The sequence below is a fragment of the Hyphomicrobium sp. 01T421 genome, from assembly GCF_056398805.1.
Genome location: NZ_JBFTQC010000001.1, coordinates 1,499,900 through 1,524,668 on the forward strand (window position 1 = coordinate 1,499,900; position 24,769 = coordinate 1,524,668).

General features: G+C 60.8%; 25 protein-coding genes and 1 tRNA gene. 19 read left to right on the forward strand and 7 right to left on the reverse strand.

What is annotated here, in order from left to right:
• Window positions 1-10: 10 nt before the first annotated feature.
• From AC1DK3_RS06730 to AC1DK3_RS06745, 4 genes are all read left to right on the forward strand, one after another.
• Window positions 11-826: an enoyl-CoA hydratase gene (locus AC1DK3_RS06730; RefSeq protein ID WP_477191485.1), complete on the forward strand. Its 816-nt coding sequence runs from the start codon at window positions 11-13 to the stop codon at window positions 824-826.
• Between the two features lies 1 nt (window position 827).
• A complete protein-coding gene (locus AC1DK3_RS06735; protein ID WP_477191486.1) occupies window positions 828-1,259 on the forward strand; it encodes a VOC family protein in 432 nt (143 codons plus the stop codon).
• On the forward strand, window positions 1,256-1,699 hold the full coding sequence (locus tag AC1DK3_RS06740; protein WP_477191487.1) for a CoA-binding protein: 444 nt from the start codon (window positions 1,256-1,258) through the stop codon (window positions 1,697-1,699). Before AC1DK3_RS06735 ends, AC1DK3_RS06740 begins: the two co-directional genes overlap by 4 nt.
• A gap of 286 nt (window positions 1,700-1,985) precedes the next feature.
• Window positions 1,986-2,612, forward strand: coding sequence for a GTP cyclohydrolase II (locus AC1DK3_RS06745; RefSeq protein WP_477191488.1), 627 nt, complete (start codon window positions 1,986-1,988; stop codon window positions 2,610-2,612).
• Window positions 2,613-2,637: 25 nt separating this feature from the next.
• Here the strand turns inward: AC1DK3_RS06745 and AC1DK3_RS06750 are convergent, their stop codons facing one another.
• On the reverse strand, window positions 2,638-4,413 hold the full coding sequence (locus tag AC1DK3_RS06750) for a glucan ABC transporter ATP-binding protein/ permease (RefSeq protein ID WP_477191489.1): 1,776 nt from the start codon (window positions 4,411-4,413) through the stop codon (window positions 2,638-2,640).
• A gap of 117 nt (window positions 4,414-4,530) precedes the next feature.
• On the opposite strand from AC1DK3_RS06750, the gene AC1DK3_RS06755 reads away from it, so the two are divergent.
• Complete coding sequence (locus tag AC1DK3_RS06755) at window positions 4,531-5,286, forward strand: RibD family protein (protein ID WP_477191490.1); 756 nt, start codon at window positions 4,531-4,533, stop codon at window positions 5,284-5,286.
• A gap of 3 nt (window positions 5,287-5,289) precedes the next feature.
• Window positions 5,290-5,889 (forward strand): cytochrome b, encoded by a 600-nt coding sequence (locus tag AC1DK3_RS06760; RefSeq protein ID WP_477191491.1) that lies wholly within the window; start codon window positions 5,290-5,292, stop codon window positions 5,887-5,889.
• A 15-nt stretch (window positions 5,890-5,904) separates the two neighbouring features.
• On the opposite strand, the gene AC1DK3_RS06765 is transcribed toward AC1DK3_RS06760, so the two are convergent.
• Genes AC1DK3_RS06765 through AC1DK3_RS06780 form a run of 4 tightly spaced genes read right to left on the reverse strand, consistent with a single transcriptional unit; the run spans window position 5,905 to window position 9,226 of the window.
• Window positions 5,905-6,738 carry a class I SAM-dependent methyltransferase gene (locus tag AC1DK3_RS06765; RefSeq protein ID WP_477191492.1) on the reverse strand — a complete coding sequence of 278 codons (834 nt, stop codon included), beginning with the start codon at window positions 6,736-6,738 and terminating at the stop codon, window positions 5,905-5,907.
• On the reverse strand, window positions 6,735-7,781 hold the full coding sequence (locus tag AC1DK3_RS06770; RefSeq protein WP_477191493.1) for a glycosyltransferase family 4 protein: 1,047 nt from the start codon (window positions 7,779-7,781) through the stop codon (window positions 6,735-6,737). The genes AC1DK3_RS06765 and AC1DK3_RS06770 overlap by 4 nt, the downstream gene beginning before the upstream one ends.
• Complete coding sequence (locus AC1DK3_RS06775; RefSeq protein WP_477191494.1) at window positions 7,774-8,178, reverse strand: 6-pyruvoyl trahydropterin synthase family protein; 405 nt, start codon at window positions 8,176-8,178, stop codon at window positions 7,774-7,776. Before AC1DK3_RS06775 ends, AC1DK3_RS06770 begins: the two co-directional genes overlap by 8 nt.
• A gap of 22 nt (window positions 8,179-8,200) precedes the next feature.
• On the reverse strand, window positions 8,201-9,226 hold the full coding sequence (locus tag AC1DK3_RS06780; protein ID WP_477191495.1) for a zinc-dependent alcohol dehydrogenase: 1,026 nt from the start codon (window positions 9,224-9,226) through the stop codon (window positions 8,201-8,203).
• Window positions 9,227-9,244: 18 nt separating this feature from the next.
• On the opposite strand from AC1DK3_RS06780, the gene mdoH reads away from it, so the two are divergent.
• From mdoH to AC1DK3_RS06795, 3 genes are all read left to right on the forward strand, one after another.
• Entirely contained in the window at window positions 9,245-11,044 is a 1,800-nt protein-coding gene (gene mdoH, locus AC1DK3_RS06785; protein ID WP_477191496.1) for a glucans biosynthesis glucosyltransferase MdoH, read from the forward strand.
• Between the two features lie 4 nt (window positions 11,045-11,048).
• Window positions 11,049-11,792, forward strand: coding sequence for an FkbM family methyltransferase (locus AC1DK3_RS06790; RefSeq protein WP_477191497.1), 744 nt, complete (start codon window positions 11,049-11,051; stop codon window positions 11,790-11,792).
• Window positions 11,793-11,867: 75 nt separating this feature from the next.
• A complete protein-coding gene (locus AC1DK3_RS06795) occupies window positions 11,868-12,881 on the forward strand; it encodes a hypothetical protein (RefSeq protein ID WP_477191498.1) in 1,014 nt (337 codons plus the stop codon).
• Window positions 12,882-12,890: 9 nt separating this feature from the next.
• Here AC1DK3_RS06795 and AC1DK3_RS06800 read toward each other — a convergent pair whose 3' ends face one another.
• The gene (locus AC1DK3_RS06800) at window positions 12,891-13,784 is read right to left on the reverse strand and encodes a TIGR01459 family HAD-type hydrolase (RefSeq protein ID WP_477191499.1); all 894 of its coding nucleotides are present in this window, start codon (window positions 13,782-13,784) and stop codon (window positions 12,891-12,893) included.
• A 246-nt stretch (window positions 13,785-14,030) separates the two neighbouring features.
• Window positions 14,031-14,354, reverse strand: coding sequence for a hypothetical protein (locus AC1DK3_RS06805; protein WP_477191500.1), 324 nt, complete (start codon window positions 14,352-14,354; stop codon window positions 14,031-14,033).
• Between AC1DK3_RS06805 and AC1DK3_RS06810 the strand changes: the two genes are divergently transcribed.
• From AC1DK3_RS06810 to rpoB, 10 genes are all read left to right on the forward strand, one after another.
• Complete coding sequence (locus AC1DK3_RS06810; protein WP_477191501.1) at window positions 14,344-15,990, forward strand: putative bifunctional diguanylate cyclase/phosphodiesterase; 1,647 nt, start codon at window positions 14,344-14,346, stop codon at window positions 15,988-15,990. The two genes, AC1DK3_RS06805 and AC1DK3_RS06810, sit on opposite strands and share 11 nt — an antisense overlap.
• Before the next feature lie 135 nt (window positions 15,991-16,125).
• Entirely contained in the window at window positions 16,126-16,509 is a 384-nt protein-coding gene (locus AC1DK3_RS06815) for a YbjQ family protein (RefSeq protein ID WP_477191502.1), read from the forward strand.
• 101 nt (window positions 16,510-16,610) lie between these two features.
• Window positions 16,611-16,686, forward strand: a tRNA-Trp gene (locus AC1DK3_RS06820).
• A 92-nt stretch (window positions 16,687-16,778) separates the two neighbouring features.
• On the forward strand, window positions 16,779-16,976 hold the full coding sequence (gene secE / locus AC1DK3_RS06825) for a preprotein translocase subunit SecE (RefSeq protein ID WP_092866911.1): 198 nt from the start codon (window positions 16,779-16,781) through the stop codon (window positions 16,974-16,976).
• 50 nt (window positions 16,977-17,026) lie between these two features.
• Window positions 17,027-17,602 (forward strand): transcription termination/antitermination protein NusG, encoded by a 576-nt coding sequence (nusG, locus tag AC1DK3_RS06830; protein WP_477191503.1) that lies wholly within the window; start codon window positions 17,027-17,029, stop codon window positions 17,600-17,602.
• A gap of 184 nt (window positions 17,603-17,786) precedes the next feature.
• Window positions 17,787-18,233 (forward strand): 50S ribosomal protein L11, encoded by a 447-nt coding sequence (rplK, locus tag AC1DK3_RS06835; protein ID WP_045835867.1) that lies wholly within the window; start codon window positions 17,787-17,789, stop codon window positions 18,231-18,233.
• 4 nt (window positions 18,234-18,237) lie between these two features.
• The gene (gene rplA / locus AC1DK3_RS06840) at window positions 18,238-18,987 is read left to right on the forward strand and encodes a 50S ribosomal protein L1 (RefSeq protein ID WP_477191504.1); all 750 of its coding nucleotides are present in this window, start codon (window positions 18,238-18,240) and stop codon (window positions 18,985-18,987) included.
• A 328-nt stretch (window positions 18,988-19,315) separates the two neighbouring features.
• Window positions 19,316-19,837, forward strand: coding sequence for a 50S ribosomal protein L10 (gene rplJ, locus AC1DK3_RS06845; RefSeq protein WP_477191505.1), 522 nt, complete (start codon window positions 19,316-19,318; stop codon window positions 19,835-19,837).
• Between the two features lie 107 nt (window positions 19,838-19,944).
• Window positions 19,945-20,316, forward strand: coding sequence for a 50S ribosomal protein L7/L12 (gene rplL, locus AC1DK3_RS06850; RefSeq protein WP_477191506.1), 372 nt, complete (start codon window positions 19,945-19,947; stop codon window positions 20,314-20,316).
• A 282-nt stretch (window positions 20,317-20,598) separates the two neighbouring features.
• Window positions 20,599-24,762, forward strand: a complete 4,164-nt coding sequence (gene rpoB / locus AC1DK3_RS06855; protein WP_477191507.1) for a DNA-directed RNA polymerase subunit beta — start codon at window positions 20,599-20,601, stop codon at window positions 24,760-24,762.
• Window positions 24,763-24,769: the final 7 nt, after the last annotated feature.

Consider the following 24,769-nt stretch of genomic DNA (forward strand, 5'->3'; position numbering starts at 1 on the left):
GTAAGTCCGCATGCAAGATCTTTCGCCAGCCGGCGCGCCATTCGTCCTGACCGACGTCGTCGAGCCAGGCGTTGTCCGCCTGACAGTGAACCGGCCCGAGGCGCGCAACGCTCTTTCGCGCGCTCTGCTGGATGACGTGCATGCGGCGATCGTTAAGCTGGGCCAGGACAAGTCGGTCGCCATCATCATCCTTGCGGCGGCGGGTAAGGTCTTTTCATCCGGTCACGACCTGAAGGAATTGACCGCGCACCGCACGGACCCGGACGGTGGCGAAGCCTTTTTCCGCGACACGATGAACGCATGCTCGGCGATGATGCGCACGATCGTCGCCTGCCCGAAGCCGGTCATTGCGGCCGTCCAGGGACGCGCGACTGCAGCGGGCTGCCAGCTGGTCGCCACTTGCGATATGGCCGTTGCCGCGGCGTCGGCGGACTTCGCCACGCCGGGCGTCAACATCGGGCTGTTCTGCTCGACGCCCATGGTGGCGCTCTCGCGAAATGTTCCCCGGAAGCGCGCGATGGAAATGCTGCTTCTCGGCGAAGCGATCTCGGCGGCCGACGCGATGGCCTACGGTCTCGTGAACCGCGTCGTCCCGGATGGCGATGTGATGCGAGAGGCTCTGCACATGGCGCGCGCGATAGCATCGAAATCGAAAGCAACGGTCGCGATCGGCAAGGCAGCTTTCTACAGGCAAGCCGAGCTGCCGCTCGATGAAGCGTACGCGTACGCGAGCGAAGTGATGGTCAAAAATATGATGGAAGCAGACGCGGGTGAGGGCATCTGTGCATTCCTCGAAAAGCGCAAGCCAGAATGGAAGGACAGCTGAATTGGAGCCGCGGCTTTCTTTTGTCACGCTCGGCGTCGCCGACGTCGCAAAGGCTCGCAAGTTCTACGAAGCGATAGGCCTTCGTGCGTCCGCCGCAAGCAAGGCTGAGGTGGCGTTCTTTGACCTCGGCGGAATAGTTCTTTCGCTGTTCGGCCGCGAAGCCTTGGCCGATGACGCAGGCGTGCCCGCCAGCAAGCCTGGATTTTCCGGCATCTCTCTCGCCCACAACGTCAACTCGGAAGCCGAAGTCGACCAGGTTCTGAAGGAAGCCGTCTCCGCGGGTGCAAAGCTGTTGAAGCCCGGGCAGAAGGTTTTTTGGGGCGGGTATTCCGGCTACTTCGCCGACCCGGACGGCCACCTTTGGGAGGTTGCCTACAACCCCTTCATGCGGCTCGACGCACAAGGCCGCGTGTCTATTCCGGCACCCGCATGATGACGATTGACGGATTGAGCGACGACGAAATCCGCAGCCTCCTGAAGCGCGTGAAAACATTCGCAGTCGTTGGTGCGTCTCAAAAGTCCGAACGCCCGAGCAATGGCGTCATGCGCTTCCTCATCGGCGAGGGTTACATCATTAAGCCCGTCAATCCAGGCATCGCCGGTAAAACCATTCACGACCAGTTGGTGTACGCGCGCCTCGCCGAGGTGCCGGCACCCGTTGACGTTGTCGACGTCTTTCGAGCGTCGGAGGCGGTGACGGACGTCGTGCGCGACGCGATCGCGGTCAAGGGAAGCACGGGCGCAAGCGTGATTTGGATGCAGCTCGGCGTCATTAACGAAGAAGCCGCAGCGATGGCGCGTGCAGCCGGCTTCACCGTCGTGATGGACCGTTGCCCGAAAATAGAAATCGCCAGATTGATGCGGCCAGATTGATGCTGAAAGGCAAATGTCGAACAGACTGACACACCGGACACGGATGCGATGCCGGAAACCTCTCAGAAAGCGGACGGCGCGCCATTCTTGGCCGCGGCATCCTGACATTCTAAATCTTCAGGGCGAGCATGCCTAAGTAAACCCGTTACCAGACACAATCCGGCTGGGCTGTTCCCTTAGGAACATTGCTCAGCCGTGCAGAGGTACGAGACTTTGCGTTCCCTCGGCAAATGAGGCATATGCCTTTGAAGACCCCGGAGCCACGGTAACAATGAAGTCGGGTACCTTGACGTCTATCAAACTGCCAGCGGACTGGTCGGTGGAAACCATTCTCCCGATCGAGTTCCAGGGACAAGAGCTGATGCTCGAAGCCCATGCCTATCGCGGAGAGACCGATGAAGAGCAGATCTTGGCGCTCGTGCATCGCGATGCCGCCAAGTTCAACGGTTCAGCGCCGATCCCCGTCGTTCGCGTTCATTCCGGCTGCGTGACGGGCGATATCTTCCACTCGCTGCGCTGCGACTGCTACCAGCAACTTCAGGCCGCTTTGAAAATCATCTCCGGCGTCCCCTATGGCGCGATTATTTACGTGCCGTACCACGAAGGGCGCGGCATCGGCCTGTTCAAGAAAATCCAGGCCTATGCGCTGCAGGACCAGGGGCTCGATACCGTCGAAGCCAACATCGAAGTCGGCGCGCCGATCGATAGCCGCGACTATGGCCTGACCGCGCGCGTGCTGAGTGATCTCCAAATGCCGGAGATCAAACTCCTGTCGAACAACCCGGCAAAGGAGCAGGCGCTCAAATCGCACGGCATCCGCGTCGTCGAGCGGCTGCCCATCGTCGCCCTGCCGAACAAGTTCAATGAGCGCTATCTCGAAACGAAGCGCGCCCGCATGGCTCATAAGCTCTAGGCCCCACACGCTCTGGGCAACGGTGCTAAGCGATCGGCTCGCGTGGTTTCTCTGTCGTCTTCGGAACGGTGAACCCGCCCTCGGCGACGAGACGCGAGAAGAGGCCGCCGCTTTCGGCGAGTTCGACGAACTGCCCGCGCTCCACGATTTCCCCCTGATCGAGCACCAGGATCTGATCGGCATCGGCAACGGTTGATAGCCGATGCGCGATGACGAACGTCGTGCGGCCCGCGCGCAGCGTGTCGAGTGCTCGCTTGATCTTGGCTTCCGTCTCTGAATCGAGTGCGCTCGTCGCCTCATCGAGAATGAGGATCGGCGCATCCTTCAGAATGGCGCGCGCAATTGCGATGCGTTGACGTTCGCCGCCCGACAGCGCCAAACCGCGTTCGCCGATCATGAAGTCATACCCACCGGGCTTCCGCATGATGAAGTCGTGCGCTTCGGCGAGGCGGCTCGCGTGCTCGACTTCCGCATCCGTCGCACCGGGCCGGCCGATGCGAATGTTTTCGCCGATGGAACGATTGAAGAGCCCCGCGTCCTGAAAAACGACGGCAATCGCGCCTCTGAGCGATTGCAGAGTAACTCCGGCGATATCCTGGTCGTCGATCAGGATACGCCCGGATTTTGGCTTCAGGAAACGTTGCAGCAAGCCGATCGTGGTCGACTTGCCCGATCCCGTCGGGCCGACGAACGCAATCGTTTCTCCAGCCTTGACTGCGAACGAAAGATCGCTGATGCCCTGCGACGCGCCCTCGTAGCGAAAGGTCACATCATCGAACGTGACCGCGCCTTCGACCGTACGAAGCGGTTTGGCGCTGGGCGCATCGACAGGCGCGCCCGCTTCATCGATGAGACGGAACAACGCTGAAAGCGTCGGAGCCTGCTGGTCGATGCGCACCGCAAAGCCCGACAGCGCGTCGAGCTTCGATATCAAGAGAGCCGCAAAGGCGACGAAGCTGACGATCTCGCCGACGGTCAGCTCGCCGCGCCCGGCGAGGACGGCGCCAGCAGAGAAGATAATGACCATCGTCAAGGTCGCGGCCGATCGCTGCAGGACGGTCAGCACGCCCCACCACGTCAGCACCGGGTATTGAGCGGCAAGAAGATCGTTCGCCAATCCTCTGAGCGCATCGGCTTCGGCCTTGAGACGCCCATAACTTTGCACGACGGTCACGTTTCCGATGACATCGACGACGCGGCTGGAAAGCGCGGTCTCGTGCTCCTCGACGGCCGCTTGGCCAACGGCCGTACGCTTGACGACGACCACGTGCATCAGCGTGTAAACGGCCGCGAGCGTCACCAGAATGACCGACATCCGGACGTCCATTGCGAACGCCGTCGGCACCAGCAGGATGATGCCGAAAACCGTCGCGAGCTGCTCGCGCATGACGCCGAGCCAGAGCCAAAACAGCGCACTCATTCCGGAAAGGATCGTCCGTATGGTCGCCCCCGACCCGCGAGTGGCATGCGAACTTTGCGGCAACGCAATCGATTTTTCGAAAATGCTTGCGAGGTGAGCCATCTTCTGGCGATGCGCGAGGCGATCGGCGTTTATCCCGACGATGACACCGGCGAAGATCCCGAAAAGACCGAGGAGCGCCCAGAGTCCGATGTAGAAGAAAGCGCTTTCGCCTTTGCTCAGGGCATCCACAACCCGCCCGAACAGGATGGGTTCGGCAAGTTGGGTAACCGCGATCACCACGCCGGCTGCTGCGAGCCCCATGGCGAGGTATTTTTCGGGAGCTAAAAGAGCGAGCGCGCGCGTATAGATTGCAATAAGGCCAAGCGGCTTCGAATTCATGTTTGGATGCTATGTAAGATGAGAGGAAACGAATGCCCTTAGCGAGGAGTGCGAAATCCCGATGGCGGCCCGAGGGCGTTACGATCATTCGACTGCGTTATATCACTCCGAGATCTCATGACACCCGGCAAAATTAGTAATGACGGTTCTGCGCCGGGCGGTAGCGGCAAGCCCGCCGGGACGGGCGGTCTGCCGCAGTCGATTTTCGATCCTATCGTCAACGCGCCGGCGGAGCGGCCGTTCATCATCGCGCAGCTGGGCCAATCCCTCGACGGACGAATTGCGACGGCGAGCGGCGACTCGCGCGGGATCAACGGCGCAGCCGGCCTGGACCACCTGCATCGGCTGCGGTCCAAGGTCGATGCCGTCGTCGTCGGGATTGGAACGATCATAGCCGACGATCCGCAACTCACCGTCAGACGCGTCGACGGTCCGCAACCGGTCCGCGTCATCATCGATCCGAGAGGACGCCTCCAGGCGTCCGCACGCTGCCTCGCGACGGGGGAAAGCGACTGTCTCGTCGTGACGAGCGCCGAGCAGCTCGTGCCGAAAGGCGCCGAAGGGCTCGTAATAAAAGCCACCGCGCAGCGGATCGAGCCTGCCGACATCGTCGAAGCGCTTTTCAAGCGAGGGCTTAAAAAAATCCTGGTGGAGGGCGGGGGAACGACAATCTCGCATTTCATCAACGCTGGAATGGTGGACAGGATTCACATCCTCGCCGCTCCGCTGATCTTGGGCTCCGGAATTCCCGGATTGTCACTGATGCCGATCGGCAGCGTCGAGGAGGCGATACGGCCGGAAACGGCAGTGCACGTTCTTGACGGCGGCGATGTGCTGTTCGATTGTGATCTGAGGCATCAGCGGCGAGGCTAGCGCATGGCTCAAGATCCGAAGTACGATCTCCCGACGTACACGCCGACTGCTCGCGGATTACATTGGCTGATAGCCTTGCTCGTTCTCATTCAGCTGCCCCTCGGCTTCTACATGGCCTACCGGGGCAACGAAATGCCCGGCGTCAATGAAAAGGGCGAACCTGTCAAAGGCGTTTGGGACGCGCTGACCGGCGTTCTGTACAGTTCGCATAAAGTCATTGGGCTGACGATATTGCTCTTTGTTATCCTGCGGCTGCTCTATCGTTTGACCCGTGGAGCGCCGCGTTCCGATTCGACTGTTCCACCCGCACTGACGGGCGTCAGCCATCTTGTCCATTGGAGCCTTTACGCGCTGCTGATCGCGGTTCCGGTCATCGGCTACACGGCCATTTCCTACGGCGGCTATCTGGAGGTCTTCGGGTTCCACCTTCCGGCTATTACCGAAAAGAACGAAAACGTCGCGAAGGATGTCTTCGAGTGGCACGAGACCGGCGCAATCCTGATCATCGTGTTCGCCACGATACATATCGCAGCTGCCGTCTATCATCGGTTCATTCGCAGGGACCGTGTCGTCGAGCGAATGATCCCGAAGCGAATAGCCTAGACGGCGGCGCCGGTTTCAGGGTGGTGCGGCGAAGACGTCGATGTGTCCGACAAACGCTGCAGTCCGCGTAACGTTCAACCAACCGACAACGGCCTTAGCGTCGACGCCACCGCTTTCAGTCACGGCGACCGCGTGTCCGCGGATCAATTCGTCTATCAGCATCCGGTCGTTGCGCTCGAGCCGCCATGGGCTGTCCCCCTCGACGACGACGTGCCCGTTGATGCGGAATTGATCGACAAGGTGCGAACCCGCGAGCGGTCCCGCAGCCGGACCAAAACCTTTGTCCCGCATCTGGTGACGTTGAAAGGCCGCCGTCATTTGATTGTCGGCGGGCCGGTGTGGCGTCCACTTTTGCAGGCCGTTGTAAGTCAGCGTCGCGTAGAACGCCGCGCCCGCAGCAGCGACGGCTTTCGCCAGCGTCCGTATGTAGTCTTCCGACGTCAGATCGAAGAAGGCCGAAGCCGTGACGAGCTGAGGCTTCTCATCGAGAAGCATTTGCGTATCGCGAGCGAGATCGGCGGTCTTGAAGGCGACAGTGATCCTGAGGCGCCCTTTTTCGAGCTGTAAGGTCTCACCCGTTTCCTCGTGGCGGTCCGCCCATCTGATGAGCTTTGCTTTCGCCACGTCCAATAAGGCCGGGTCGTGATCGACGAGCGTCCATGTCTGCCGCTCCGGCAGCAAAGCCGACGTCGCCCTGAGATTGGCGCCGGTCCCGGCTCCAAAATCGAGAATGCGGAGATCGCCTCTGAGCGCAAAGCGTGCTGCCACCGCATTGGCAACGCTCGCGTTGCGCGCGCGCGCGTCGGCGGCTTCGCGCAAATCGAGCCATTCGGCTGAAAAATCGCTCACGGGCGTAATCCAAGAATGACGGCTGCAATGCGCCGCGCAGTTTCGTGCCAGGTCGGCAAGGTGCGGCCCGCTTCCCAGGCCGCATCGGCAAGTCGGTCGCGAAGTTTCTTATCGGTCAACGCGCGCTGCAGCGCCGACGTGAGCTGGCCGACGTTGCCCGCCTCGACGTGAAGCGCGGCGGCTTCGCCCGCCGTATCGGCCGCAGCGCCCCCGGCAGCCAGCACGATCGGCAGGCCGCGAGCCATCGCTTCGGCGAGGACCATTCCGTATCCTTCAAACAGCGACGCCGAGACGAAGAGATCGGCACAATCGTAGAACCGCTCGAGCGTCGCCGGCACGACCTTGCCCGCGAGCGTAACGCGATCTTCAAGACCGTGCTTGGCTATTGCGCTTTGCACGGCGTCGACGGCCTGCGGATGACGGTCGAGAGCGCCCGCGATCGTCAATCGCCAATCGATTGTGTCGAGCGGCGCCAGAGCTTCGACGAGCAGATCGTAACCTTTGCGCGGCATGACGGCGCCGACGGCCAGAATCTGCAATGGCGCGCCGGTGCCGGTTGCCCGCTGCGCTGGGTCCGTTCCAGGCTCCGCGATCGTGATCTTGTCGGGCGCAATCGACATGTTCTCAGTCAGAATGCGTTTCGTCGCGCGGCTCGTCACGATGATGTGGTTGGCGCGCTGAAGCGCTCGTTCTTCGCTGGCTTTGAGCTCGACCTTGCGCGCGTGCGGCAGCCCGGTTTCAAGAAACAGCGGATGATGGACGAGGCCGATGACGCGTCCCGGAATTTTACTGAGGATCGTGTCGGGAAAAGCGCCGTAGGCGAGACCGTCCACCAGGAGCACCGAATCCGCATGCCGCGTCTCGAGAATGCGGCGCGTAACGTCGAGATCGGTCTTCTCCGGATTTGGAAACGAGCCGGGCAACGAGAGAACAGATACGGGAACGCCGAACGCCGGCAACAGCTCGATCACGCGGCGATCGTAGGCATAGCCTCCGGTCGTCGCTTTCAGATCTCCCGGGATGGCGAAAGCGGCTTCAGCCACCGATCGATCCCTCGTAGCTGGCGCGCGCCAAATCGGTTTCCGACAGCGTCACGCGAATTCGTGAAAGCGATTTTCCATCCTCGCCAAGCGCCCCCGAAGCGGCGGCCTTCGCGATGCGGTCGAAAACATATTTGCAGAGAAATTCCGTCGTGGTGAGGGCGCCCTTGAATTGCGGAAGTACGTCGAGGTTCTGATAGGCGAGCGGTTGCAGCGTCGTGCCGAGCACGCTCAAAGCCGCGCCGATATCGACGACGACGTTCTGCTCGGTCAGCTTTTCACGAAAGAACGCAACGTCGACGACGTAGGTCGCGCCGTGAAGGTTCTGCGCCGGTCCGAAAAAGGGATTGGGCAGCGAATGGGCGATCATGATGCGGTCGCGAACTTCGACGGAGAACATGGGTGGCTTCAACCTGTGCGAATTAATAGCGGACGATGGGCGGAAGGTCGGACGACGACCAGATTTTCGGAAGCGCGGAGGGCAGATCCTCGAAATTGACGGCATCGGCGACGAGCGCATCTAGACGGTCGTCGTCGAGCATGGCAATCGCCCGTTCGAGGCGGTCTTTGTGTTTCAGTTGGTTGCGGTGGAGAGGCGCCACGTGCCCCACCTGCGATGAAATGATCTTGAGGCGGCGGCTATGGAATGCGCCACCGAGGTTCACGGTCACGGGGTTTGTCCCATACCAGCTCATCTCGATCACGCTGCCCTCGAAGGCGCAAGCGTTGATCGCGGTCTCGAGGCCAGCTGACGTGGCGCTCGCGTGAAACACGATGCGGTTGCCGGCGGGGACGTCCGTGTTGGACACAAACTTGATCCCGAGCTTCTCGGCATATTTCGCCCGCGCCGGATTGATGTCGGTGATCGTGACATCCGTTCCCGAAATTCGGCTCGCGAGATGGGCGGTCAGCAATCCGACGATGCCGGCGCCGACGACGAGAACACGGTCGCCGAGCGTCGTGCCCGCGTCCCAATGGGCATTGAGCGCTGTCTCCATATTGGCCGCGAGCACGGCGCGGCGCGATGGCACGTCGTCCGGGAGGATTGCGAGCAGCGCTTCCGGAGCGTGAAAATGATCCTGATGTGGGTGCAACACGAAGACGCGCTTGCCGACAAATCTCTCGGAACCCGCCGTCACGACCCCTGTCGCGGAATAGCCGTATTTAACGGGAAAGGAGAAATCTCCGGCTTGCAGCGGGGCACGCATTCGTGCCCATTCGCTTCGAGGGATTTCGCCAAGCGCGACCATACGTTCGGTGCCGCGGCTGATTGCGGAATACTCCGTCGCGATGCGTGCTTCACCCGGTGAAGGCGGAGAGAGGCGTTCGGGTCGAACTTCCGCAATGCCGGGTTTGACGTACCAGAGGGCTCGGGCAACCACGATCTGGCCTTGGCTGCGCCTTAAGCGCTGGGCATTGGAGTCGAAGCTGCTCTGCGGGTCACTCATTGCGAAGGATGGTCCGTAATGACGATCGGTGCCGAGCACGACGGGGTGTCGGACATTAACAGAACGATTGTCGTCGAGGTCCCAAGCCTTACGACTCCCGCAGGCCTGGACGCAATAGCCACGCTGAACAAGCGGCGGCGCGTCGTCCTTTTTCTCAATCTTGCGACGTGGCTTCTCATCGTGCTCGCCGCCGGCGCGATTTTCACGAGCGGGGGCTGGACTGTCGTCGGCCTCACGATGGTCATTTGTTTGGCGCTCGGCGCCCCCTGGCCGGTTCTTGGTTTCTGGAATGCTGTCATCGGCCTGTGGCAGCTTCATGGGACAAGAAGGAAAACGCACGCCGAGCCGTATTACGAAACGAAGGGCGATCAGTCGCCCCTTACGGTTAATACCGCAGTCTTGATGACATTGCGTAACGAGGATCCGGCTCGGGCGTTGCTGCGTCTGAAAACCGTGAAGGCAAGTCTCGATCGGATGGCGGAGGCAGGTCGCTTCTCCTATTTCGTGCTGAGCGACAGCGATCGCGATGAGATCATCCAGCGCGAAGAGGCGGAAGTCGCCGCGTGGAAGCAAGCCGACCAGGATCCCGACCGGATCGTCTATCGCCGGCGAATTGGCAATGCGGGTTTCAAAGCCGGCAACGTCCGCGAGTTCGCCCTGCGCTGGGGCTCCAATTACGAGTTCATGTTGCCGCTCGACGCGGATAGTCTGATGACGGGCGAAGCCATCGTTACGCTCGTGCGCATCATGGAGAAGCATCCTCGCATCGGCATTCTGCAAAGCCTTGTCGTCGGCACGCCGTCGTCGTCGGCGTTCGCGCGCATTTTCCAGTTCGGCATGCGGCTCGGGATGCGGACTTACACGATGGGCCAGGCCTGGTGGGTGGGAGACTGCGGACCGTTCTGGGGCCACAACGCGCTTCTTCGCGTCGCGCCCTACGTCGAGCATTGCGCCCTGAAGGGGCTGATGAAGAGCGAGACGATCTTATCGCACGATCAGGTCGAAGCCGTTCTCATGCGCAAGGCGGGCTACGAGGTGCGCGTGCTGCCGGTCGAAACGGGCTCTTACGAGGACAATCCGCCCGACGCGCTCGAATTCATGCGCCGTGACGCGCGCTGGTGTCAGGGCAACATGCAGTATCTGCGTCTGATCGGAATGCCCGGCATCGAGCCGGTGAGCCGCTTTCAACTCTTATGGGCGGTCCTGATGTTTCTCGGCGTTCCGGCATGGACGCTGCTTGCCGCCATCCTGCCGCTCGCCATGCTGAGCGCGGAACGCCAGAACGATTTCCCCTGGTTTGCCGTCGAGACGATATACGGCCTCCTTTTGTTGATGCATCTCGCACCGAAGCTTGCGGGGATAGCGGACGCCATCCTGACGCCAGGCGAGATCAGCCGCTTCGGTGGCCGCCTGAAATTTGCATCGAGCGCGATCATCGAGATTTTGTTCTCGCTCATTCTTGGCGCGGTGACGACGATACGAACGTCGATTTTCATGGTCGGGCTATTGTTCGGCAGAACGATCGTCTGGAACGGCCAGCGCCGCGACGGCGGGGGCGTGACATGGGGCGACGCCATAAGGTGGCTTTGGCCGCAACTCCTCTTCGGCGTGCTGCTCTACGCGGCCATCGCACTCGTTTCGCCCGCTGCCCTCCTTTGGAGTTTGCCGCTGACGGCGGGTTACGGGCTTGCGGTTCCCTTCGTCGTTTTCACCGCGAGCCCGGCAGTCGGCCGCTTTTTCCGCCGTCATGGCATAGCGGGAATCCCTGAGGACTTCGCGCCGCCCGCCGAAATCCGAGCCATCCAGGCGGGGAACTGACCTGATGGCGTCACCGGCTCTCGAAGGCGTATTCCGGTCGCTGCGGATCTATCTCGGACCTGAGGCTCCGCGCAGCGCCATGGACGCGCTCTATCGCCGTTTCGTCGAACCGGGCGATCTCGTGTTCGATATCGGCGCCCATGTCGGTGATCGCGTAGCCTCATTTCGCCGGCTCGGTGCCCGCGTCATCGCGATCGAGCCGCAACCGCTGCTCTTCTCCGCGCTAACCCACATCCACGGGCGAGACCCCTTGGTCGAGATCATCGACCGTGCGGTCGGCGCAGAAGCAGGCACCCGCGAGCTTTTCATCAACACGGCAAACCCGACCGTCTCCACGTTGTCTGAAGAGTTCGTCCACCAGGCAGAGGGCGCAAAGGGCTGGGAAGGCCAGATATGGGACGGGCAAATCCCGATCGAAGTCGTGACGCTCGACGGCCTCGTCGCGCGTTACGGATCGCCGTCGTTCGTCAAGATCGACGTCGAAGGCTTCGAAGACGCGGTGCTGCGCGGCCTGTCGCGGCCGATAACGGCTCTGTCCTTCGAGTTCACGACGATTGCACGCGATGTCGCGATGGCCTGCTTCGACCGGATGTCGGCCCTTGGCACCTATGGCTACAACGTCGCGCTGGGCGAAAATCAGACTTTGTCATTCGATCGCTGGCTTTCTGATGAAGAGATGGCTGGCTATCTCAGCAATCTGCCGCACGACGCGAACTCAGGTGACATCTATGCGGTGCTTCAGCCGTGATAGACTGGGCAAGCACGAAGTGGGTCACGCCAAACGCGTTTCACGAAATCTGGTTGAATTAAATTGGAGTGGGGAATGCCCTTGTACGTTCGTCTGATCGCCACCGCGCTGCTGCTCATGGCGGCGCCACTAATGCCCGCGCGCGCCGCGTCGCTGGACGGTCTTGCCGTCGACGTCGTGAACGAAAGCGAGCCGGTGCTTTGTGCCGAGAAGGACAACGTCGCAGTCTCGTTCTCCAACCAGAACGTACGAGCATTTCGCGTCGAAGCGGCCCACCCGGTTTATCTGACCCCGAGCATGCGCGCAAACGTCGAAGCCGACTGGACTGCGTGCGATATGGCGTCGGACCCGAGCTATGCGGCGCCTAACCCGCCCAAAATGGTGACCCTTTATGAGGACACCAAGCTTTGGATCGTCGGTTTCACGTATCCCTCCTTCTGGCGTCCTGCTGTGACGACCGTGCGCGTTGGAGATCACGTTGAAAGCGGCCTCCACCTGTTGCAGGTCTGGTTGAAGCGTGACGATGGCGCCGAAGAAGTGCTCGTTCTCTATCCGCAGGACGGTTACTGGCGCGCCCGCCCGCTGACCCCGTCAACCATGCGCAATACCGCCTATGGCTCGTCCTTCATCGTCGGCCCCATCGAGCATGACGGCCGGCCCTTGGTCAAAATCAAGGAAGTGTCGTTCGATCCGGCAACACGCACATTCAATCTCGAATTCGAGAAAGGTGGCTCGGCGTCCGTACGGATGGTCTCCGTCGACGACAATCGCCAAGCCATTGACGTCGTCTTCGATCATGGGATCAGCGGCGGCCCGTTCGCGATGTTGAGATCGATGTACATCACGGAATTCAACAACGACACGGCGCGCATCGCTGTCCGCGAGCACGGAGGCAAGGGCTGGCGCGAGGATAACATCATGAAGTTCGATCACGCGCGCGCAACCGACATCTGGATCGGCCGGCTGGTGCCGTCCCAGCACAACACGACATCGCCCGATGTCGTGTTCAACAGCTTCTCGGATGGCCCGGCGCCGAAGCGCCCGAAAAGCGAGCCGCCGCCTCCGCTCCCCGTAACGAAGGCTGAGTGAGCGGAACAGTTACCAGGCGAGTTCCAGCATGGCGCCGAGAGCCGGCGGCGCGCCCGGTCCAAACAAATCGCTAAGCTTCGTTGCCGAGAGATCGAGCCCTTCGACGGTCTCATGGCGATGAATGCCGGAAGCAATGAAGAGCGCGTCGCAACCGTAGTTCTGCGCGCCCTTCAGGTCCGTTCGTAGCGCATCGCCGATGACCAGAACCTTGTCACGCTCGACGTTGGCGTTGCGAAGCGCTTCCGCCTTTTGATGCGCCGTCTCGTATGTGTTGAGATACGGCTTTCCGGCCCAGAAGACTTCGCCGCCCATGTGGACATAGAGGTCTGCGATCGCGCCGGCGCAATAGTAAAGCGTTCCACCGACGTCGACGACGAGATCCGGGTTTGCGCAAACGAACGGCAGGCACTTCGCGAGCGCATCCTCGAGAAGGGGCCGGTAATCGTTGGGCGTCTCGTTCCGGTCGTCATTGAGCCCGGTGCAGATGATCGCCTCCGCCTCCGCAAGCGGAACGGAACGGGCGCGAAGCGCCGAGAACAGAGCCTGGTCGCGATCCTGAGGGCCGATGCAGTGCAGCGCTTGAAACCCGCGTGCCGTCACATGGTCGAGGGCAAGATCGCCTGATGAAACGATATCGTCCCAAGCTTTCGCCGGAACCTTTCGTGCCGCGAGCATATCGGCAACGCGCCGCTTGGGAACCGGCGCATTCGTCACGAAGATAACGGTGCCGCCGCCGTCGCGAAATTTTTCGAGCGCCCGGCAGGCCCCCTCGAATGCCGTTTGCCCGTTATGGACGACGCCCCAGACGTCGCAGAAAATCACGTCGTAACGCGTCAAGATCGGGCCGGCGTGCGCCAAGATCGATGGAACGTTGGGCCCGACGCGGGGCGAAGATGCTGACAAGCTTTGTCTCATTCATGTGCTGGCGTGAGGTGAACTAGACACGCGGTTTTGATTGATTCGATTGGAGCCGAAGGGATAGCCGGTGAGTTAAAGGCCATCGAGTTCGCAATCAAGTTCATTTCGGATGAGCCAAATGAACCGATTGCCCAGCATATTGCCCAGTATCCGGATGGCTTCAGCTCAACCTGAGGCTCGAAAGCAGCCGTCTGGTGAAGCAGGCAAGCCCCGCTACGCTGAGCATAACATTTATGCCGCGATGTGACTGGCTAAAGCGCCAGTAGCTGCATGACTCGCGTACACACACAACATACGCAAAATTATTGCTTCATTTGCATACTGACGAATTTTCGAAGACGCGATTTCTCGGATTAATTTGATGAAGCCCGGCGGCCGTCCGTCCTCTAAGCCTATTACGCCACGCAACGCTAACATCCCTTCCCGTCCAAAAGCCTCCAAAGCTAGAGCGGCGCGTGGGTTCTCGAGGTCGGGGAAAAAGCGCGTCGAAAAACCGAGCGGGCTCTTCGCTCGCGCCATCAATACCATGATCCGCGGGTTGTCGATGTTCGACAAGGAACAGCGGCTCGTCGTCTGCAACAACCTCTATCGCGAGCTTTACGATTTGCCGGATGCGGTGACGGAGCAGGGGACGGCATTTGCCGATATCGTCGCCTATGTCGTGTCGAATGAAGCCGGTCATACCGCGAAAGAAGCTCACGCAATCCAAGAGCAACGGACCAACGATCATCTGGCCGCACTCGCGGAAGGCAAAACTTTTTCCGAGGTCAGACATCTGAAGAACGGCCGGATAGTTCTCGTCACCAGTCAGCCTTTGTTGGACGGCGGCTGGATCAGCATACACGAGGACATCACCGAGGAGCGGCAAACAGAAAAAAGGATCGAATGGCTCGCGTGCCATGACACGCTGACTGAACTCTATAATCGTGCTTACTTCCATCAACAGCTTCAGGGCGCCCTCGCAGGCGGCAGCGAAATTGCTGTTCTCTGGATCGATCTCGACGGCTTCAATAGTGTCAATGACACGTTCGGTCAGCCGGTCGGCGATGCGTTGCTGAAGAGCGTCGCAAGGCGCTTGACCAGGGTCGTTCGCAAAACCGATGTTTTGGCACGGCTCGGCGGCGACGAATTCGCGCTGATAAGGTTCGGCGTAGCGACGCACGAACAATTGGAACGCTTAGCGCAGCGGCTGCTGGCAACGATCGGCACCGAACACAGGCTCCTGGGTCGCAAGGTACATATCACCGGATGCTTGAGCGTCGCGCATGCCCCCGAGCACGGCCGCACGCCCGATACGATCATGAAAAATGCGGATCTGGCGCTCCATTATGCGAAGACATCGGGGCGCGGCAGCTACGCATTTTACGATCCGGAGCGCGATTATGAGAGCGGCCGCGTGAAGCGGCTCGATGCCGACTTGAAGCTCGCCTTGAAGAAGAAGCAATTCGAGCTTCATTACCAGCCGATCGTCGATATCCATGCTCAATGCGTGAGCGGCTTCGAGGCGCTGATACGCTGGCGTCATCCAGAACGCGGCATGGTTTCGCCGGCCGATTTTATTCCGTATGCGGAAGAGAGCGGCTGGATCGTGGAGATTGGCAATTGGGTGCTGTCGCGCGCGTGCAAAGATGCGGCAGCGTGGCCGGCCGAGATAAAGGTAGCCGTCAATCTATCATCAGTTCAATTTGAGAAAGGCGATCTCTACGGCGCCGTCGCCGCGGCACTTTCCGCGTCGGGTTTGCCGGCAGACCGGCTCGAGCTCGAGGTGACGGAATCTGTCCTGCTGCGCGATCATCCGAAGACGCACGATCTTCTGCATCGGCTTCGCGCGCTGGGTATCAAAATCCTGCTCGACGATTTTGGGACCGCATATGGGGCGCTCAGCTATCTGCGGAGCTTCCCGTTCGACAAGCTCAAGATCGACCGCTCTTTCGTGCGGGATTTTGGAACGCCCAACGAGCGCGATTGCGCAGCGATCGTCCAATCCATCGCCGAACTCGCAAAACGCCTGCGCATGACGACGGTCGCAGAGGGCGTGGAGACGAAAGAGCAGCTCGCCATGGTCACGAATGCGGGTTGCGAAGAGGTCCAGGGTTTCCTTTTCGGCAGGCCGGTCCCAGCCGGCGAAATCGCCGCGACGATCACCCGGGTTTGGCAAATTTTCCCGCGGGCGCTCGAAAAGAGCGCCTGATGGATCCTGTCCGACGCTTGCGGGAAGATTCGCCGAATTATCGCTTCGGCGGTCGTAAGGAAGCGGATCTCGCGTTAGCGTGCGATTCATCGGGGAGGTTCGGCGCCATGCCGGACTGGGATGAAAGGGAGCGCCATGCTGGTCGTGACAACGAACGACATTCCAGGGTACCGCATTGTCCGTCATTTGGGGCTTGTACGCGGGCTGACGGTCCGCTCCCGCAGCGTCGTCGGCAACATTGGCGCGGCGATCCAAATTTTCTTCGGCGGCAATATCTCGGTCTATACGCGCCTTGCCGAGCATACGCGCCAGGAGGCTTTCGACCTGCTGGTCGAACACGCCCAAAGCATGGGCGCCAACGCGGTTATCGCTATGCGATATGATGCGAACGAGATCGCCGCGGCGGTGACGGAAGTTCTGGCCTACGGCTCGGCCGTCGTCATCGAGCCGATCGCTGGTTCGGGCGAGACATCGAGCGACACAGGAGGACCCTGGACAGCCCCGCGGACGGTTCGATAGAAAAAAGGCGTCGCCGGGGCTGACAAGGTCGAAAACATCAGTTAAGGGTGCACGCCCCGAAAGAGGCTGCTCGACGATCGGGTTTTCGCTCGTATCGCGTTAGGGGTGTAGCTCAATTGGTAGAGCGTCGGTCTCCAAAACCGAAGGTCGGGGGTTCGAGACCCTCCGCCCCTGCCAGCCTCGTGACGGTTTGATCTGCCGACCGACCCGGTAAAAAACCGCGGTCGGGTGCGGCATGTTGTCGCTTATGCGCACGGAAAGCAGTTTTGATGGCGAAGTTCAATCCCATAACCTTTATGCAGGAAGTTCGGCAGGAAGTCGCAAAGGTTACCTGGCCGACTTGGAAAGAGGTGTGGATCACGACTTTGATGGTGCTCATCATGGTCGCGCTCGCCTCTGTTTTCTTTTTGCTCGTTGATCAAGCGTTGAGCCACATCGTGCGTTTCGTCCTAGGGGTGGCCAGCTGAAAACCGGCTCGCATATTCGATTTGAGTGACGCGCCAGAGGGCCTTTAAGAATGGTTGTCGCGCAAGAACGCGAAGATAAAGCTACGGTTGCCGGCACGCGCTGGTACATCGTGCATGCTTACACGAATTTCGAACGCAAGGTCGCCGACGCTATACGCGAGCGGGCCAAGGCGGGCGGTCTCGATAATCTCTTCGAAGAGATCGTCGTGCCGACGGAAGAAGTCGTCGAGATCAAGCGCGGCCGGAAGATCCCGACCGAGCGGAAGTTTCTGCCGGGCTACGTGCTCGTCAAAATGAAGATGACCGACGCCGCGTTCGTCATGATCAAGAACACGCCCAAGGTGACGGGCTTCCTCGGCGCGGACAACAAGCCGATGCCGATCCCCGAAGCTGAGGCGATGCGCATCTTGAATCAGGTCAAGGAGGGCGTCGAGCGGCCAAAGCCGACGATCACCTTCGAGATCGGCGAGAACGTCAAGGTGGCCGACGGCCCGTTTGCCTCGTTCACCGGCGTCGTCGAAGAGGTCGACGAGGAGCGTTCGCGCGTCAAGGTCGCGGTGTCGATCTTCGGACGTCCAACGCCGGTCGAACTCGAATTTACGCAGGTTGAGAAAGTGGCTGCCTGACGTCGCCGTTTCGGTGCCGCAGGCAGAAGTGTTCCGGCGCTGTGCCGCCGGAAACCGCATCGGGATTTGAATTCCGGAGCGGTGATGTGCGGGAGGACAAGCCATCCGTTGCGGAGGCCGGTCCGTTTGACCGCTAACCCTGAGCCCGGCCATCCGGCGCGGGCTCTAACGCTGAAGGGGAACTATGGCGAAGAAAATAGACGGCTTTATCAATCTTCAAGTACCGGCAGGGGCGGCCAATCCGTCGCCTCCGATCGGTCCCGCGCTTGGTCAGCGCGGCGTCAACATCATGGAATTCTGCAAGTCCTTCAACGCGAAAACGAAGGACCTCGAGCAGGGTACACCGATTCCCGTGAAGATTACGGTCTACTCCGATCGTTCATTCACGTTCGAGATGCGCCAGCCTCCGGCGACGTATCTGATCAAGAAGGCAGCCGGCCTGCGCCCCACGGGCAAAGGCGGTCAGGGCTCGAAAGAGCCGGGCCGTATCGTCGCCGGTCAGGTGACGATCGATCAGCTGAAAGAGATTGCCAAGGGCAAGCTCAAGGACATGAACACCGACGACCTCGACGCCGCCGCCCGCACGCTTGCGGGTAGTGCGCGTTCGATGGGTCTGAAGGTGGTGGAGTAGTCCGATGGCAAAAGCTCAAATCAGCGCTGAGAAAATCAAAGAGACGCGCGATGCCGGTGGCAAGCGCATGGAAGCGATCAAGCAGGGTCTTCCGGCCGGCAAGTCTTATGGCGTCGACGAAGCCGTGAAGATCATCAAGGATCGCGCCAAGGCGAAGTTCGATGAAACGATCGAGGTTGCAGTCAACCTCGGCGTCGATCCGAAGCACGCCGATCAGATGGTGCGCGGCGTCTGCAACCTGCCGAACGGTTCAGGCCGTACGGCTCGCGTTGCCGTCTTCGCGCGCGGCGCCAAGGCCGAAGAAGCCAAGGCCGCCGGAGCCGATATCGTCGGAGCCGAGGACCTCGTTGAAATCGTCTCGAAGGGCACGATCAATTTCGATCGCTGCATCGCGACGCCAGACATGATGGGCCTCGTCGGCCGCCTCGGTAAAGTGTTGGGCCCGCGCGGCCTGATGCCGAACCCGCGCGTCGGCACGGTGACGATGGACGTCGTGAGCGCCGTCAAGGGTGCGAAGGGTGGTTCGGTGGAGTTCCGCGTCGAGAAGGCTGGCATCGTTCACGCCGGCATCGGCAAGGCAAGCTTCACCGAGGAAGCTCTGGTCCAGAACATCAAGGCGTTCGTCGATGCGGTCGTGAAGGCCAAGCCGACGGGCTCGAAGGGCACGTACCTCAAGAAGGTTTCGCTGTCTTCGACGATGGGGCCGGGATTGAAGCTCGATGCGGCGACCGTCACATCGGGACCAGTCGTCTAAGTTTGAAGCATTCCGGGGCAACCCGGAAAACCCTGAACCGGGGCTTCGCGCTTCGGTTCAGCACTGTCCGAGATTGCGGGTGCCGTTCCGGTTCGCCGGGAAGCCTAAGTCTCTCTTTCTAGAGGCCTGCATGAGACAGAAGTTGATCGGATTTGAGGCGAGAGCCCCGAGTTCGGTTTGAACCTTCTGGGTCAGCACCGTGCCGCTTATCACTCGCGGTCCACGGGAACGAGGACAGACTAGAGTCGCCCGATCCTAACTTGGAGACGGCGGCAAAGGTGCAACCCGCGGAGCTTCGTAATGAAGCTTCGCAGCAAGGAGACGAGACGTGGATAGAGCCGCGAAACGTGAGCTCATAGATCGCCTCCACACAGAGCTGAAAAGCACTGGCGTGGTTGTGGTCGCCCACAACACCGGCATGGTGGCTGCTCAATCCGCAGAGTTCCGCAGGCGCGTCAAAGACGCAGGCGGCTCTGTGAAAGTGGCCAAGAACAAGCTGGCACAGCTCGCGCTCAAGGATACCGACGCCGAAAAGCTTTCAGATCTTTTGAAGGGGCCGACCGTTCTGGCCTTCTCGAAGGACCCGATCGCCGCGGCTAAGGCGGCCGTCGCTTATGCCAAGGGTAACGACAAGCTCGTGATCCTGGGCGGCGCGATGGGCAAAACCATCCTTGACGCAAAAGGCGTGCAAGCCCTTGCCGATCTGCCGTCGCTTGACGAACTGCGCGCGAAGATCATCGGCCTCTTGAATGCTCCGGCGACGAAAATCGTCCGGACCATCGCGGAGCCCGGTGCCCAGCTCGCACGCGTCATCCAGGCGAAGGCGTCCAAGGAAGAGGCTGCTGCTTAGCCGAAGCCGAGTTGTGGGGCCTTTGAGCCCTCGAAACCCACACGCAGCACAGCCCAACGGGGGTGCTGCAATTCAACCTCTAGGTTCAAACCGTAAGGACACTATATATGTCTAAGATCGAGAAAATCGTTGACGACTTGTCGAGCTTGACCGTGCTCGAAGCTGCAGAGCTTGCCAAGGCTCTGGAAGAGAAGTGGGGCGTCTCGGCTGCAGCAGCAGTCGCAGTTGCCGCACCCGCAGCAGCTGCCGCAGCGCCCGCTGAAGAGCAGACGGAATTCACCGTCATCCTGAAGTCGGGTGGCGACAAGAAGATCAACGTCATCAAGGAAGTTCGCGCCATCACGGGCCTCGGCCTGAAGGAAGCCAAAGACCTCGTCGAGGCCGGCGGCAAGACCGTGAAGGAAGGCGTCTCGAAGGACGAAGCCCAGAAGCTCAAGAAGCAGCTTGAGGATCAGGGCGCAGTCGTCGAGGTGAAGTAATCGACTATCGGCACCGGCTAGGACCTCCTGGCCGGTGCCGATGCGTGCTTCCCGCCCGGCGGCCGGGCGTGACTGACACATACCGCGCCTTCCGGCCGGCTCCCCGCAGGGGAGTCGGGAGGCGCAAAAAAGACGGTTTTCCGGAGGGTCCCGGGGTTCGCTAGAGCCTCAAAAGGACCTTCCGGTGAACCGTTTCAAGAGGTCCCGGTTTTCCAGGGACCCTGAGCGCGTCGAATTTGAATCGCGGGTCTGCCCCGCAAACGAGAGCACGAAGGGACCGACATGGCTCAAACCCTCACCAGCCGTAAACGCCTCCGGAAGCAATTTGGACACCTCGGAGAGATCGCGAGAATGCCGAACCTCATCGAGGTTCAGAAAGCATCCTATGACGACTTCTTGATGGTCAAGGAACCTCCGGGCGGCAGGCTGGACGACTTCGGCCTGCAGTCTGTTTTTCGTGGCGTGTTTCCGATCTCCGACTTCGCCGGCAAGTCGACGCTGGAGTTCGTGAGCTACGAGTTCGAACCGCCGAAATTCGACACCGACGAGTGCATGCAGCGCGATATGACATACGCAGCGCCGCTCAAGGTCAAGCTGCGCCTGATCGTGTTCGACGTGAACGAAGAGACGGGCTCGAAGTCGATCAAGGACGTCAAGGAGCAGGACGTCTACATGGGCGACATGCCCCTGATGACGTTGAACGGCACCTTCATCATCAACGGCACCGAACGCGTTATCGTCTCGCAGATGCACCGCTCTCCGGGCGTCTTCTTCGACCACGATCGCGGCAAGACCCACTCGTCCGGCAAGCTGTTGTTTGCGGCTCGCATCATTCCCTATCGCGGTTCGTGGCTCGATTTCGAGTTCGACGCGAAGGACAACGTCTATGTGCGTATCGACCGCCGGCGCAAGTTGCCGGTGACGACGATGCTGTATGCGCTCGGCCTCGATGACGAGGAAATCCTCGGGCACTTCTATAAGCACATCCCGATCAAGGAATCGAAGCGCGGCTGGAAAATGCCGTATGTCGCCGAGAAGTTCCGCGGCGTGACTCCGCAGTCGGATATTGCGGACGCCAAGACGGGCGAGGTCATTGCACGTGCGGGCGAGAAGATTACCGCGCGTCGCTCGCGTGAAATCGGCGAGAGCGGCGTCAAGGAAATCCTGATCTCTGCGGAAGATCTCTCCGGCCGCTTCATCGCCGAAGACATCGTCGATCTCGAGTCCGGCAAGATCTTCGCCGAAGCCGGCCAAGAGCTCGACGCCGAACTTCTGGCCGAGTTCAAGGAACAGAAGGTCAAGGAATTCAACATCCTTGACATCGACTACATCAATACCGGCGCGTTCATCCGCAACACGCTAAATATCGATAAGAACGCCAATCAGCAGGAAGCGCTGATGGACGTCTACCGGGTGATGCGCCCGGGCGAGCCGCCGACCATCGAAGCGGCAACCGCACTGTTCCAAGGCCTGTTCTTCGATCCGGAGCGGTTCGATCTCTCGGCCGTCGGCCGCGTGAAGATGAACATGCGTCTTGAACTCGACGCGCCCGACACGATGCGCGTGCTCCGCAAGGAAGACATCCTCGCGGTCGTGAAGACGCTTGTCGATTTGCGCGACGGCAAGGGCGAGATCGACGACATCGACCATCTCGGCAACCGCCGCGTTCGGTCCGTCGGCGAGCTGATGGAGAACCAGTACCGCGTTGGTTTGCTCCGCATGGAGCGCGCCATCAAGGAGCGCATGTCGTCGGTCGATATCGACACCGTCATGCCGCAGGACTTGATCAACGCCAAGCCGGCAGCCGCTGCAGTGCGCGAGTTCTTCGGTTCTTCGCAGCTCTCGCAGTTCATGGACCAGACGAACCCGCTCTCCGAGATCACCCACAAGCGCCGTCTTTCGGCACTTGGACCGGGCGGCTTGACGCGCGAGCGTGCGGGCTTCGAAGTCCGCGACGTGCATCCGACGCACTATGGCCGTATCTGCCCGATTGAGACGCCGGAAGGCCCGAACATCGGTCTGATCAACTCGCTCGCGACCTTCGCACGCGTCAACAAGTACGGCTTCATCGAGAGCCCGTATCGCAAGGTCGTCAACGCGCGCGTCACCGACGAGGTCGCCTACCTCTCGGCCATGGAAGAGATGCGCCATCACGTGGCGCAGGCCAATGCCGTCATGGACCCCAAGGGCAAGCTGACGGAAGATCTCGTCACGGTCCGCCACAACGGCGACGTGATGCTCGTTCCGACGGATAAGGTCGACTACATCGACGTTTCGCCGAAGCAGCTCGTGTCGGTCGCGGCCGCGCTCATTCCGTTCCTCGAGAACGATGACGCCAACCGCGCTCTGATGGGCTCGAACATGCAGCGTCAGGCCGTTCCTCTGATCAAGGCGGAAGCGCCGCTGGTCGGAACCGGCATGGAAGAGCGTGTCGCGCAGGACTCTGGTGCCGCGATCGCCGCGCGCCGGACCGGCATCGTCGATCAGGTCGATGCAACCCGTATCGTCGTTCGCGCAACGGAAGAGCAGGATCCCTCGAAGCCGGGCGTCGACATCTATCGTCTTCGCAAGTTCCAGCGTTCGAACCAGAACACCTGTATCAACCAGCGGCCGCTGATCAACGTCGGCGACATCGTGAAGGCCGGCGACATCATCGCGGACGGTCCGTCGACCGAACTCGGCGAGCTCGCGCTCGGCAAGAACGTGCTCGTCGCGTTCATGCCGTGGATGGGCTACAACTTCGAAGACTCGATTTTGATGAACGAGCGCGTCGTCTCTGAAGACGTGTTCACCTCGATCCACATCGAGGAATTCGAGGTCATGGCGCGAGACACGAAGCTCGGGCCCGAGGAAATCACGCGCGATATTCCGAACGTCTCGGAAGAAGCGCTGAAGAACCTCGACGAAGCCGGTATCGTCTACATCGGCGCCGAAGTCCACCCGGGCGACATCCTCGTCGGCAAGATTACGCCGAAGGGCGAAAGCCCGATGACGCCGGAAGAGAAACTCCTCCGCGCCATCTTCGGTGAGAAGGCGTCCGACGTGCGCGATACCTCGCTCCGTCTGCCGCCGGGCGTCTCCGGAACGATCGTCGAAGTTCGCGTCTTCAACCGTCACGGCGTCGAAAAAGACGAACGTGCGATGGCGATCGAGCGCGAGGAGATCGAGCGTCTCGCGAAGGACCGCGACGACGAATTGCAGATCCTCGACCGTAACGTCTACGCGCGCCTCAAAGATGCGCTGATGGGCAAGGAAGTCGCCAAGGGTCCGAAGAACGCTCGCAAGGGCACCGTGATCGACACCGCGATCCTCGACGATATCCCCCGCAGCCAGTGGTGGGAGATCGGACTCGCGAACGAGAAGGCGCAGGCCGAAGTCGAAGCGATCCAGAAGCAGTACGAAGATGCCAAGAAGGGCTTGGGTCTGCGTTTTGCCGACAAGGTCGACAAGCTTCAGCGTGGCGACGAGCTGCCGCCGGGCGTGATGAAGATGGTCAAGGTCTTCGTCGCCGTGAAGCGCAAGATCCAGCCGGGCGATAAGATGGCCGGCCGTCACGGCAACAAGGGCGTCGTCTCGATGATCGTCCCGTCGGAAGACATGCCGTTCCTGGAGGACGGCACGCCTGTCGACGTCGTTCTGAACCCGCTCGGCGTGCCGTCGCGCATGAACGTCGGACAGATTCTCGAAACGCATCTTGGTTGGGCGTGCCGCGGCCTTGGCCGCCTGATCGACGACGCAATTCATCAGTTCCACGAGAGTGGACAGGCGAAGGCGCTCCGCGATCAGATGACGAAGGTTTACGGCGCTGAAGTGATCAAGCCGTCCATGAAGGACGACGAACTCCTCAGCATCTCGGAGAACCTCAAGACCGGCGTTCCGATCGCGACGCCCGTGTTCGACGGCGCACGCGAAAAGGACATCGTCGAGATGTTGCAGCTCGCAGGCTTCGATACCTCGGGCCAGTCGACGCTGTTCGACGGGCGCACGGGCGAACCCTTCGATCGCAAAGTCACGGTTGGCTACAAGTACGTCCTGAAGCTGCACCATCTTGTCGACGACAAGATCCATGCTCGCTCGATTGGTCCGTACTCGCTCGTCACCCAGCAGCCGCTGGGTGGTAAGGCGCAGTTCGGCGGACAGCGTTTCGGCGAAATGGAGGTCTGGGCACTCGAAGCTTACGGCGCCGCCTACACGCTTCAGGAAATGCTCACCGTCAAGTCGGACGACGTTGCGGGCCGAACCAAGGTTTACGAGGCGATCGTCAGGGGTGACGACGCGTTCGAGGCCGGCGTTCCGGAAAGCTTCAACGTGCTCGTCAAGGAGATGCGCGCACTCGGCCTCAACGTCGAACTCGTCAATAGCGAGGCGGAAGCGCCTCAGCTGGTCGAGCGCGAAGTCGCGCCTGAGGAACCACCTCAGGCACAGCTGCCGCCGGCGGCCGAATAAGGAACAT

Coding starts and splice junctions, on each gene's coding strand:
- AC1DK3_RS06755 (WP_477191490.1), top strand. CDS start 4,531: ATGACACCCGGCAAAATTAGTAATGACGGTTCTGCGCCGGGCGGTAGC.
- AC1DK3_RS06775 (WP_477191494.1), bottom strand. CDS start 8,178: ATGTTCTCCGTCGAAGTTCGCGACCGCATCATGATCGCCCATTCGCTG.
- AC1DK3_RS06815 (WP_477191502.1), top strand. CDS start 16,126: ATGCTGGTCGTGACAACGAACGACATTCCAGGGTACCGCATTGTCCGT.
- AC1DK3_RS06730 (WP_477191485.1), top strand. CDS start 11: ATGCAAGATCTTTCGCCAGCCGGCGCGCCATTCGTCCTGACCGACGTC.
- AC1DK3_RS06760 (WP_477191491.1), top strand. CDS start 5,290: ATGGCTCAAGATCCGAAGTACGATCTCCCGACGTACACGCCGACTGCT.
- mdoH (WP_477191496.1), top strand. CDS start 9,245: ATGACGATCGGTGCCGAGCACGACGGGGTGTCGGACATTAACAGAACG.
- AC1DK3_RS06795 (WP_477191498.1), top strand. CDS start 11,868: ATGCCCTTGTACGTTCGTCTGATCGCCACCGCGCTGCTGCTCATGGCG.
- secE (WP_092866911.1), top strand. CDS start 16,779: ATGGCGAAGTTCAATCCCATAACCTTTATGCAGGAAGTTCGGCAGGAA.
- rplK (WP_045835867.1), top strand. CDS start 17,787: ATGGCGAAGAAAATAGACGGCTTTATCAATCTTCAAGTACCGGCAGGG.
- AC1DK3_RS06740 (WP_477191487.1), top strand. CDS start 1,256: ATGATGACGATTGACGGATTGAGCGACGACGAAATCCGCAGCCTCCTG.
- rplA (WP_477191504.1), top strand. CDS start 18,238: ATGGCAAAAGCTCAAATCAGCGCTGAGAAAATCAAAGAGACGCGCGAT.
- AC1DK3_RS06750 (WP_477191489.1), bottom strand. CDS start 4,413: ATGAATTCGAAGCCGCTTGGCCTTATTGCAATCTATACGCGCGCGCTC.
- AC1DK3_RS06810 (WP_477191501.1), top strand. CDS start 14,344: ATGTTCGACAAGGAACAGCGGCTCGTCGTCTGCAACAACCTCTATCGC.
- AC1DK3_RS06790 (WP_477191497.1), top strand. CDS start 11,049: ATGGCGTCACCGGCTCTCGAAGGCGTATTCCGGTCGCTGCGGATCTAT.
- rpoB (WP_477191507.1), top strand. CDS start 20,599: ATGGCTCAAACCCTCACCAGCCGTAAACGCCTCCGGAAGCAATTTGGA.
- rplL (WP_477191506.1), top strand. CDS start 19,945: ATGTCTAAGATCGAGAAAATCGTTGACGACTTGTCGAGCTTGACCGTG.
- nusG (WP_477191503.1), top strand. CDS start 17,027: ATGGTTGTCGCGCAAGAACGCGAAGATAAAGCTACGGTTGCCGGCACG.
- AC1DK3_RS06780 (WP_477191495.1), bottom strand. CDS start 9,226: ATGAGTGACCCGCAGAGCAGCTTCGACTCCAATGCCCAGCGCTTAAGG.